This is a genomic window from Arthrobacter sp. Y3223164, assembly GCF_059091005.1.
Genome location: NZ_JBNHGF010000064.1, coordinates 1 through 10,701 on the forward strand (window position 1 = coordinate 1; position 10,701 = coordinate 10,701).

Consider the following 10,701-nt stretch of genomic DNA (forward strand, 5'->3'; position numbering starts at 1 on the left):
CGCGTCGGCGCCTTGGCCGACACGGTGGCCGGACTGCTCACGATCGACGAGGCCCGGAAGCGGCTGGCTGCACTCATCTCCGGCCTGGACGTCCGCTACGACCTCGGCGAGGGGCACCCGCTGCTCGGGCGGCGCATGCCCGATCTCGACCTGGTCACCGCCAGGGGCCCGCTGCGGGTGTTCACCCTCCTGCATGAAGCCCGCGCGGTGCTGCTGAACCTCGGCGCGCCGGGCAGCATCGGGTTGGGGCAGTGGGCGGACCGGGTGCAACTGGTGGACGCCAGGTACGACGGCGGGTGGGAGCTTCCCGTCATCGGTTCGGTCAGCGCGCCGGCCGCGGTGTTGATCCGGCCCGACGGGCATGTGGCGTGGACGGGGGACGGAACTCAGTCGGGACTGGATGACGCGCTCGCCCGCTGGTTCGGGCCTGCGCGGCCGTGACGCCGCGGCGGGGAGGAGGCGGGCCCTCATCAAGCGGCCGGGCCGCCGGAACGCGAGGCCCAGACGCAAAAACTCCCCCGGTTTCCCGGGGGAGTTGACGCGGAGACGGGGGGATTTGAACCCCCGGTCGAGTTTAACCCCGACCCTTCATTAGCAGTGAAGTCCATTCGGCCGCTCTGGCACGTCTCCATACGCTATTGCTAGCCACACAAGACTACCCAGAATCCGGGGCCAAGAGCAAAACCGCGAACGGCTCAGCCGGTCAGCGCGCGCCACAGGAACGCGTGCGAGAGCGCCTGCAACCGGGCCGTCTGCTTGTTGTCGCTGGCGCCGGCGTGTCCGCCCTCGAGGGCTTCGTGGAACCAGACGTTTTCGACCCCGAGTTCCTGCATCCGGGCGGCCATCTTGCGGGCCTGCACCGGGCCCACCCGGTCGTCCGAGGTGGCGGTCCAGATGAGTGTGTCGGGATACTCGGTGCCCGGCTGGAGCAGGTGGTAGGGCGAGAAGGTGCGGATGAACTCCCACTGTGCCGGGTCCTCGGGGTCCCCGTACTCCGCGATCCAGGAGTAACCGGCGGAGAGTCGGGTGTAGCGGGCCATGTCCAGCAGCGGCACCCCGCACGACACCGCGCCGAAGAGGTGCGGATAGCCGGTCAGCATGTTTCCCACCAGCAGGCCGCCGTTCGATCCGCCGGCGCAGCCCAGCCGCTCCCGGCGGGTGACCCTGCGGTCCATCAGGTCCTGCGCCACCGCTGCGAAGTCCTCGTAGGCGCGGTGCCGGTTGGCTTGGAGCGCCGCCCGGTGCCAGCCCGGGCCGTACTCGCCGCCGCCGCGGATGTTGGCCACCACGTACACGCCGCCGCGCCCCTCCTCGCTGCGCTGTTCCAGCCAGGCCCGTCCCACCGTGCCGCTGTAGCCGGGCGTACGCGCGACTTCGAACCCGCCGTAACCCGAGAGCAGCACCGGGTTGCCGCCGTCGTACGCAAGATCCTTGGGGCCCACCTGGAAATAGGGGACCTGCGTGCCGTCCTTGGAGGTGGCGAAGTGCTGCTGGACCTCGTAGGCGGAGGCGTCAAAGTACGACGGCGATGCCTTGACTTCCAGTGCCGGCCCACCGATGGTGCCGCGCGAGAGGGTCGACGGGGTGAGGTAGCCGGTGGCCACCAGCCAGTAGTCGTCGGATTCGTCGTCGTCCACCCCGGATGCATCCACGGCGTGCAGCGGCGGGCAGTCACGGAGTTCGGAGGCGGCCCACTGCGCGGCCGGATCCAGCACCAGGATCCGGGACGAGACGTCCTGCAGCAGGTTGAGCAGCAGGTAGTTCCGGGTCCAGCTCCAGGACTGCAGCGAGGTTGCCGCGTCGGGGGCGAAGAGGACCTGCAGGGAACGGTCGCCGGCCAGGAACGCCTCCAGATCGGCGGCGAGCAGGGACCCGGCCGGGTGGACGGTGCCGTCCAGTTCCCAGTCGTCCCGCGGCCGCAGCAGCAGCCACTGGCGGTGGAGATCCACGTTCACGTCGGTGGGAACGTCGATGGGCAGCCACTCGCCGTCGCGCCGCAGGTAGGTGCGGTAGTTGAAGAAATCGATGACGTCCACCGCCACGTCCCGTTCAAAGCCGGGGGTGGAGTCGTGGCCCACCTGGGCCAGCATGTGGTCTTGGGGGACGTCGAAGTACTCGGTGGCAGCCTCCGGAGCCTGGCCGCGGCGCAGGATGCGGCTGGTACGCGGGTAGGAGGAAGTGGTCAGCGAGCCGGGGCCGAAGTCGGTGCCCAGCAGGATGCGGTCCTCGTCCAGCCAGGAGACGTAGCTCTTGGCCACCGGGATGTCGAAGCCGCCGGGCACGAAGGCGCGGTCCTCGACGTCGAACTCGCGCAGCCGCACCGCGTCGCCGCCGTCGGGGGAGAGCCGCAGCATGGCACGCCGGTAGCTGGTGCCGTCGGCCGGGCGCAGGAAGGACGAACCGGCATAGACCCAGTCGACGCCCTCGGCGGCGGCCAGCGCGTCGACGTCCAGCAGCACCTCCCAGTCCGGGGAATCGGTCAGGTAGCTCTCCCAGCTGGTGCGGCGCAGCAGGCCGCGGGGATTGGCCTTGTCCCGCCAGAAGTTGTAGTAGTGCGGGCCGCGCTTGATGACGGGCGGGATCCGGTCCTCCGCGTCCAGGACTTCCAGAATGCCCGCCTCCAGCGCCGTGAACGAGTCGTCCACGAGCTTGGCCTCGGTGCGCTGGTTTTGTGCCTTCGCCCACTCCAGGGGCTTGTCGCCGTAGATGTCCTCGAGCCAGATGAAGTCGTCCTGGGGCAGATGCGCGGTGTCCTTGGCCATGGACCCATCCTAGGCATGCCGCCACGGGGAGCCGGTTCCCAACCCGTAGGCTAGACGGATGGACAATCCGGGCAGTTACCGTGTGGCGATCGTGGGCGCCGGCCCGCGGGGCACCTCCGTGCTGGAGCGGCTGCTGTCCAACCACCGGGCCCACGGCGGGGCGCGGCTGCGGATCCATCTGATCGATCCCTATCCTCCCGGCGCCGGGCATGTCTGGCAGCCGGGCCAGTCCCGGTTGTTCCTGATGAACACCCCCTGCCTGTTCCCCACGGTGGTGCCGGCCCCGGGGACCCCACAGGTGGGCCCCGATCCGGTGGCGGGCATGACCTTCGAGGCCTGGCGCTCCGCGGTCGCGGCCGGCAGCTTTCCCGAGGTGCCGCAGGACGACCGCGAGGAGGCCGCTGCGCTGGGGCCGGCCGATTTTCCCAGCCGGGCACTCTACGGGCGCTACCTGACCTGGACCTTCGCGCAGCTGGCCGCCCGGACCGGGGCGGACGTGTCCCTCACCGTGCATTCGGCGGAGGCCACCGGTCTCTCGGAGCACGACGGCGAATGGCAGCTTGAGCTGGCCGACGGTGCCACCGTGGCGGCGGACGCCGTGGTGCTTGCCCTGGGGCACGTTCCCGCCGCGCTGAATCCGGAGCAGCAGCAGCTGCAGGATGCAGCGGCCCGGCACGGCCTGAACTACCTGCCGCCGAGGGTGCCGGCCGACGTGGACTGGGACAGGCTCCCGCCCGGCCGCACGGTGCTGGTGCGCGGCATGGGGCTGAACTTTTTCGACCTGATGGTGCAGGTCACCGAAGGCCGCGGCGGAAGGTTCCTCCCGGCGACGGACACCGAGCCGTTGCGCTACGTCCCTTCGGGGAAGGAACCGCGGCTGGTGGCCGGCTCCCGGCGGGGCACGCCGTACCGGGCGAAGGCCAGGATCGACAGCTACATCCCGGCTGGCGTGGAGCTGCGGCATTTCACCACGCACGCGGCCAGCCTGTATGCCGAAGCCGGCGTGCAGCCCGGCTTCGACCATGACCTGTGGCCGATGCTGCACCGCGACGTCTACTGGGCCTACTACTCCACGCTCGCGCGGGTGGAACCGGAGTGCCTGAGCGTGCCGCCGGAGGAGCTGCTGGCCGGGCTGGAGCGGCTGCTGGCGGAGAAGACGGAGCCGGGCAGCCGCACCCTGCTGGTGCGGGCGGGGGCCTACCTGTCGGAACGGGTCGCCGGGCACCGGCTGCTGGACGTGGAGGCACTGGCCAAGCCGTTCAACGGGCGCAAGTTTGCCTCCGCGGCAGACTACGAGCAGGCCGTGCTGGACTATCTGGATGCCGATGCCATGGGTTCCGCCCGCGGTACCGACGATCCGCTCAAGATGGCCATCGGGGCACTCAACGCCGGGCGCTCGCTGTTGAAGAAGATTGTGGCCGACGGCGGCATCACGGAGGAATCGTGGCTTGCCGAGCTGCGCGGCTGGTTCGAACCGCTGGTCGAAGGGCTGGCGAGCGGACCGCCGGCCCAGCGCATCGAGCAGTTGGCCGCCCTGGCGCGGGCCGGCATCGTCCGGTTCGCCGGGCCGGAACCGGTCTACGAGGTGGACCCGGACAGCGGCCGGTTCCGGGTGACGTCGCCGTGGGTCGACGGCGCCGAATACACCGGCGCGTACCTGGTGGAGGCGATGATGCCGGCCAACCGGGTGGCCCACAACCGGTCTCCGTTGCTGCGGCGGATGCTCGAGGACGGCCTGGTCCGGCCGAGGCTGATGATCGGGCCCAACGGACAGCCGGTGACCTCGTCGGGCCTGGACGTGACGCTGCCGCCTTACCGTCCGCTGGACCGAAACGGCCATCCGGCCCGGAGCCTGTACGTGATCGGACTGCAGCTGTCCTCGGTCCAGTGGGGCACGTCGATCGCCGCCGAGGCCGGGGCGCCGGGCGACACCGGCGGCCGTACGCTGCAGGATGCGGACCGGATAGCGCGCGCCATCCTGGCCGCGGCAGACAACAGGAGCCTGGCCGGCCCCGCACAGGCGGGCACCGACGTGGTCGCCAGCGGGGTGCCGGGGTACTGACCCCGGCCATGGACGCGCGTAGGCCCTCCCCGGCGGGGGAGGGCCTACGCGTTTGTTTGTCTAACGGACGCTGCCGGCTGCCTTGTCCTTGCCCATGTCCAGGCCCACGATGATCGGATCGTGGTCGCTGGCCCGGTAGGGGTCCGGCGCATAGAAGTCGGTGGCGTTGTAGTTGTACCGGCTGTACTCCAGCGCGATCGACTCCACTGAGTTGATGTTCCAGATGTCTGCGCCCTCGACCTTCGCGTCCGCGGCGGGCGAGGCGAAGATGTAGTCCAGCGAACCGACCATGCCGCCGAAGCTGTAGCTGTGCTCGCCGGTCTTGGCGCCCTGGTCGACGTACCCGGCGTCGGTCAGGACCCTGATCGGGTCCTCCTTCGCGTAGGAGTTGAAATCGCCGGTCAGGAGCACCTTGTTGGTCCGGAACTGTTCCTGCAGCCGATCCGCAAAGTCCACCAGGGAATGCGCCTGCGCGGTCCGGGCGGCGTTCCAGGCGCCCTGGCCGTGGTCGGCGTTCTCGCCCGACTTCGGGCCGGAGCCCTTGGACTTGAAGTGGTTGGCAATCACGATGAAGGTATCCGAGGCGCCGTTCTTGGCCTTGAACGCCTGGGCCAGCGGCTTGCGGGCGTTGGCGAAGGCTGCGGTGTCGTTGTGGATCACCGACTCCCGCACCGTCTTTACCTCGTCCTTCTTGTAGATGAAGGCCGTGCGGATGAAGTCCTCATCCGCCAGCGCCGGCAGCTCCTCCGGCGACCGGACGTAGTCCCACCCGCCGTGCTGAGGCCCCTTGCCCGAATGCTTGCCGTGGTGGCGGGTGTCGCCCAGGTCCACATTCAGTGCCTCGGTCAGCGCGGCCAGGGCGGCGTCGCGGTCCTTGCCGAACTGCGCGGAGTTCTCGATCTCCTCCAGCGCCACGATGTCCGCGTCCAGCGCATTGATGGCTGCCACGATCTTGTCCTGCTGGCGTTCCAGGTTCGCCGCGTCCCAGGCGCCGCGGGCGTCGCAGTTCCGGGCCGTGACCGGGTTGCCGTCGCGGTCCGTGAAGGCACCGCATCCCGCCACCTGATCGCCGGTGGTGGTGAAGTAGTTCAGCACGTTGAAGGAGGCCAGTTTCACGCCGCCGACCTGTTCCGGAGCATCAGTGCGGGTGTTCTGGAACGACGCCGGCTGGACGCTTTCCGCGTTCTCCACCGTCAGGTGTCCCAGCGGCTGGAAACGCCAGAGATCGAACCGGTAATCCAGCACGACGTTGGTGGTGAATGTGGCCGGGGACCCCACCCGAACCGGATCCTCGGCGGAGAGGTAAGGCAGCGGGATGTCCTTGTTGGCGTCGGAGCCCAGGTAGTTGACGCTTGAGCCGTCGTCCAGCGTGACGGCCAGGGCTGCGTTCTTCTCGGTTTCGGCCCAGAACGCGTCCGAACCGTAGGTTCCGACGGCGGTCGGCTGCACCAGCGGGGAGTTTCCGGCGGCCAGGCCGATTTCACCGTACTGGTTCAGGGAGTAGTTGTCGGTGACGGTGAAGCCGCCCTGGGGAGCCAGCAGCATGCCCTCGAACTTCTCGCGCTCGTCGTCGGTGGCGGGCCACCCGATGGCGGCCGCCTTCGGGGCCGCGGCCGCCTCGGTGAGCTGCTTCAGTCCGTCGGCGGCCACCGTGAGCTCGGTCAGGCCGTGGAACTCGCTGACCTTGCCCGTGACCTCCACGAAGTCGCCGGCCTTCACCTGGCCGACGGTGGCGGGGGAGTAGACGAAGACGGCATCGGACGCCGCCCGGGCTGCCGCGTCGGTGTCGCCGCCGGTGCCTTCCGTCTGGAGGTAGTAGCCGTCAAAACCGCCCGTGGCGTAGGCGGCGGTGACCACGCCCCGGGTGGTCACGGTCTGGCCGGCCAGCGGGGACTGCGTGCCGGTGCCTTGGATGTCGGCGATGGCCACGGACCGCGGCTGCGGTACGGGATCGCCACCGCCGTCACCCCCGCCGGCGCCCTGCGGGGTGATGTCTTCGCTGAGGCTGAAGTCCGCGGAGTTGTTGTCGGTGTCCGTTCCCTCGGCGCGGTTCAGCGACCGCACGTCCTGGTTGCTGTCCGGCGCCCGGGCCGCTTCGGTTTCAAAGGTGTTCGAGGTGCCGTAGCCCAACAGGTCCACCACGTTGGCGCGGTCGACGACCGAGCCGGTGCCCAGGTCCGCCACCGCACCGGCCTGGTTCGACAGCACCAGGGTGCCTCTCGTGCCGGACGGGGCCATGCCGGTCACCAGGTCAGGCTCCGGCAGGTCCTCGCCGTTGCTGCCGTTGGAGTTGGCCTGCACCAGATAGTGTCCGCCGGCCTTGATGCTGCCGGACAGTTCTGCCACGGCACTGGGGTTTCCGGTGCCGGTGGCCGAGCGGTACTGCAGCGACCAGCCGTCGAGGCTGATGTCGGCGTCCGTGGGGTTGTACAACTCCACAAACTTGTTCCGGTAGGCCGCGCCGGCGCTGCCGCCGGACAAATAGGCTTCGTTGATCACTACATGGTCGGCGCCGGTGTCTCCGGCGATAAGGGTGGTGGGCAGCCGGAAGGTGGTTCCGGACGCGTCCGCGGTCAATGTGAAGTAGCCGCCGTCCAGCGCGGACGGTGCGGTGAACTCAAGGGAGGCAGCGCCGTCGGCCACCGGGAAGGTGCCCAGCGTGGTGCTGGTGCCGGCGGCGTCGACGTAGGCCAGCGACACCTCGGTGGTGACCGGGGCGCCCAGCGACGTCAGGTCCAGCTTGGCCACCTGCACGCTGACCTTTTGGCCGGGACTGACGGATTCCGGCGCGCCGGTGAGCTGCACGCTGCGCCGGGCGAAGTCCGGGGAGAGCGGGCTGTTGCCCCGGAGGTAGGTGATCCACGCGTCGCGGTCCACCAGGCCCGAGTCGCGGGTGTCGGTCCCGTCGTTGAAGATGTGGAAATTGTCGCCGCCCTGGGCAAGGAAGCTGAAGGTGCCCACGCGGTAGCCGCGTTCCGGGTCCAGCGGTTCGCCGTTGACCCAGACGCCGGTGATGCGTTCCCCCTCGGGCAGGGCCGGGTCGTAGGTGTAGTTGACGTTCTTGCTCAGGCCAAGCTGCAGGTAGGCGCGGCTCGGCACGTCGCCGGCGGCCGTGCGCTGCCACTGCTGCTCCAGCATGGCCTCGACCTGCGCGCCGGTCAGCGTGGTGGTCCACAGGTTGTTCAGGAAGGGCAGCACCGCGTTGGCCTCGGCGTAGGTGACGGTGCCGTCGGGCGCGTAGTAGAGCTCGTTGCGCAGGCCGCCGGGATTCACCACGCCGATCTCCGCGCCGCCGCGTTCGGCGGTAGACAGCGACGCCAGCAGCGAGTCGGCGACGAGGTTGCCCAGCGTCGATTCCGAGGCGCGGTCGTCGCGGTCCGGTTCCGTGCCGGCATCCGGCCCGTCGGGCAGGAACGCAGTGGTGATGTCGGCCGTGACAGAGCCGACGGGCTGGGCGCCGACCTCCGCGGCGTGCTCGAGTGCGGCTTGGACGATCGAGGATACCTCGGCCACCCGCGGGTACGCGGCCGCCAGGTCACCGTCCGCGGTCTTGGTCCGCGGCACCACGGCCCCGGTGTGCGCCACGACCTCGTCCGTCGCGGGGTCATAGCTTAGCTGCACCTGGCCGATGTTCTCGCCGTAGGAGCCTGCCTGCACCACGGGCCGGGTCTTGCCCTCCGCACCCGGGACCGGGGCGTCGAAGCTGTAGGCCTGGTGGGTGTGGCCGTTGAAGATGACGTCCACGTCCGGGCTGGTCTCGTTAACGATCCGATTGAACACGGCGCTGGCGCCCACCGCGCCGCCCAGATCGGTGTTGGTGTTCGCTCCCTCGTGGAAGGACGCGATGATGACGTCGGCTTCGTCGCCTTCGCCGTCGGTCAGCTGGGCCGCCACCCGGTTGACGGCGTCCACCGGGTCGCCGAACTCCAGGTCCGCGATCCCGCCCGGGGACACCAGCGAGGAGGTTTCCTCCGTGACCACTCCGACCACGCCGACGCTCACGCCGTTGACCGTGACCAGCTCGTACTCGGGCAGGGCCGGCTCCGTGGTGCCGGCACGGTACACGTTGGCGCCCAGCTGCGGGTAGTCGGACGCGGCCGCCACGCGGTCGGTCAGGTCCGCGAAGCCGCCGTCGAACTCGTGGTTGCCCACCGCCGTCGTCGCCAATTCCAGGGCGTTGAGCACATCGATGGTCGGCTGGTCCTGCTGCGTGGAGGACGCGAAGACGGAGGCGCCGATGTTGTCGCCGGCGGAGGTGAACAGCGTCCCCTCGGGGTTCTGCGCGCGGAGCTGCTCCACGGTGCCGGCGAACTTGACGGTGTTCGCGTCGATCCGGCCGTGGAAATCGTTGATGCTCAGCAGGTTCAGCTCGACCGGGTCGGCCGCGTGCGCAGGTAACGCGGCGAAAGGCGCCGCCACCAACCCTGCCGTCAGGACCGCCGCCAGCGCGGTCTTCGGTGATGAAGTAGCCATGTGGCCCTATCTCTCAGGTGGAAGTAATGCTCCTCGGACCGCAGGGAAGGGCTGCGGCACAGCTGGTTGCACGGTGCACAGGGCGCACCGCCCCCAGTCCAGCGGGCACGGATGAACGGGAGGTTACCCGAGGGCCAGAAGCAGTGGAAGACTTCTGCGAAAGAACGTTTAAATTCGCCGAGGAACGGCTCCCGCTCTTGACAGGAAGGCCGGGGCGACGTCCGGGTAGCTAGCTTTGGGGACGACGTCCGGGTAGCTAGCTTTGGGACGCTAGCCGGAGCTACCTAGCCGCAGTTACCACCGGGAAGGTACCTCCGGGGCGACGGCCGGGACGTTAGCGCCGGGCGTCCTTCAGCGTGCCGGTGACGGGCTTCGAGCCTTCCTCGCCGAGCAGGCACAGCAGCTCCCGGTCCTCCTCGCCGGTCCAGCTGGCCTCGGTCGGGTTGAGGTAGGTCAGCTCCAGTGCCGAATCGTCGTAGGGGATGCCGGCGAAGGCCTCGAACTCGGCCACGCAGAACTCCTCGGCCTTGGCCGCCACTTCCTTGTCGCCGGGAAAATCGCCCTCCGGCAGGTTGCTGGCGGCAAACGCCTCCAGCTCGTGGGCCTGGTCGCACGGGACGAACTCCACCTCGGTCAGGCGGTCGGTGTCCGGATTGTTCAGGCAGTCGCCCACCTTGATCGCGTAGGCGCCGGCCGCGGCGGCCTCCGTCACCGCACCGGACTCATCCCGCGGCGGTTCCTCCGTTTCACCCCCGCAGCCACTAAGCAGCGCCAGAAGGACGACGGCGGTGGCCGCCTTGAGGGGGCGGCGGACGGGTGCTGGCTGGCTGGGCACGGGTGGACTCCTCAAGCTTTGGTGCGAACGACTCCTAGCCGAGGGTATACCGGGGGAGCGCCGGGCCAGAATACTTGACGCCGGATGGCCGGCGTCCGGACCATCCGCCCGGCGGGACCGGGACCGCGGCCCGGTGTGGGAGCCAAATGCAGCAGGTGCCCGGGCGAAACGGCCCGGACACCTGCTGGAAGCGGAAGGTATGGGATTTGAACCCATGAGACGGGGTTACCGCCTACTGGTTTTCAAGACCAGCTCCTTCGGCCGCTCGGACAACCTTCCTTACCTTGTAGTCTGACACGGAGGGGTCTACCCGGGCAAAGCGCGCAGGCACCGGGGTTTTGATGCCCCGGACAAGGCGAAAGGCTGGTATGAAGGCGGTTTTCTACGACGGAGCAGGCGGACCCGAGGTCCTGAACATGCGGGAGACCGGAGCACCGCAACCAGCCGAGGGCGAGGTGGTGATCGACGTCGCCGCCGCGGGAGTGAACCGCGCCGACGTCCAGCAGCGCCTGGGCGTTTACCCGCCGCCGCCCGGTGCGTCCGAGATCCCCGGCCTGGAGGTGTCGGGC

The 10,701-nt window shown here is 69.5% G+C and carries 6 protein-coding genes and 2 tRNA genes; 3 read left to right on the plus strand and 5 right to left on the minus strand.

Annotated elements, in window-relative coordinates; translation table 11 throughout:
- The coding region (locus AC5RUJ_RS05650) for an aromatic-ring hydroxylase C-terminal domain-containing protein (RefSeq protein WP_494155658.1) at positions 1 to 441 on the plus strand (441 nt) is incomplete at its 5' end.
- A 100-nt stretch (positions 442 to 541) separates the two neighbouring features.
- Here the strand turns inward: AC5RUJ_RS05650 and AC5RUJ_RS05655 are convergent.
- Together AC5RUJ_RS05655 and AC5RUJ_RS05660 are read right to left on the minus strand one after the other, a co-directional pair.
- Positions 542 to 630, minus strand: a tRNA-Ser gene (locus AC5RUJ_RS05655).
- A 65-nt stretch (positions 631 to 695) separates the two neighbouring features.
- Positions 696 to 2,762: a prolyl oligopeptidase family serine peptidase gene (locus AC5RUJ_RS05660; RefSeq protein WP_494128113.1), complete on the minus strand. Its 2,067-nt coding sequence runs from the start codon at positions 2,760 to 2,762 to the stop codon at positions 696 to 698.
- Between the two features lie 58 nt (positions 2,763 to 2,820).
- Between AC5RUJ_RS05660 and AC5RUJ_RS05665 the strand changes: the two genes are divergently transcribed.
- The gene (locus AC5RUJ_RS05665) at positions 2,821 to 4,824 is read left to right on the plus strand and encodes an FAD/NAD(P)-binding protein (protein ID WP_494128114.1); all 2,004 of its coding nucleotides are present in this window, start codon (positions 2,821 to 2,823) and stop codon (positions 4,822 to 4,824) included.
- Between the two features lie 60 nt (positions 4,825 to 4,884).
- Here the strand turns inward: AC5RUJ_RS05665 and AC5RUJ_RS05670 are convergent, their stop codons facing one another.
- From AC5RUJ_RS05670 to AC5RUJ_RS05680, 3 genes are all read right to left on the minus strand, one after another.
- Complete coding sequence (locus tag AC5RUJ_RS05670) at positions 4,885 to 9,297, minus strand: ExeM/NucH family extracellular endonuclease (RefSeq protein WP_494128115.1); 4,413 nt, start codon at positions 9,295 to 9,297, stop codon at positions 4,885 to 4,887.
- 334 nt (positions 9,298 to 9,631) lie between these two features.
- Positions 9,632 to 10,132, minus strand: a complete 501-nt coding sequence (locus AC5RUJ_RS05675; RefSeq protein ID WP_494002301.1) for a septum formation family protein — start codon at positions 10,130 to 10,132, stop codon at positions 9,632 to 9,634.
- Positions 10,133 to 10,323: 191 nt separating this feature from the next.
- Positions 10,324 to 10,411 (minus strand) — tRNA-Ser (locus AC5RUJ_RS05680).
- An 89-nt stretch (positions 10,412 to 10,500) separates the two neighbouring features.
- On the opposite strand from AC5RUJ_RS05680, the gene AC5RUJ_RS05685 reads away from it, so the two are divergent.
- A partial coding sequence (locus tag AC5RUJ_RS05685) for an alcohol dehydrogenase catalytic domain-containing protein (protein WP_494155659.1) occupies positions 10,501 to 10,701 on the plus strand: 201 nt, incomplete at its 3' end.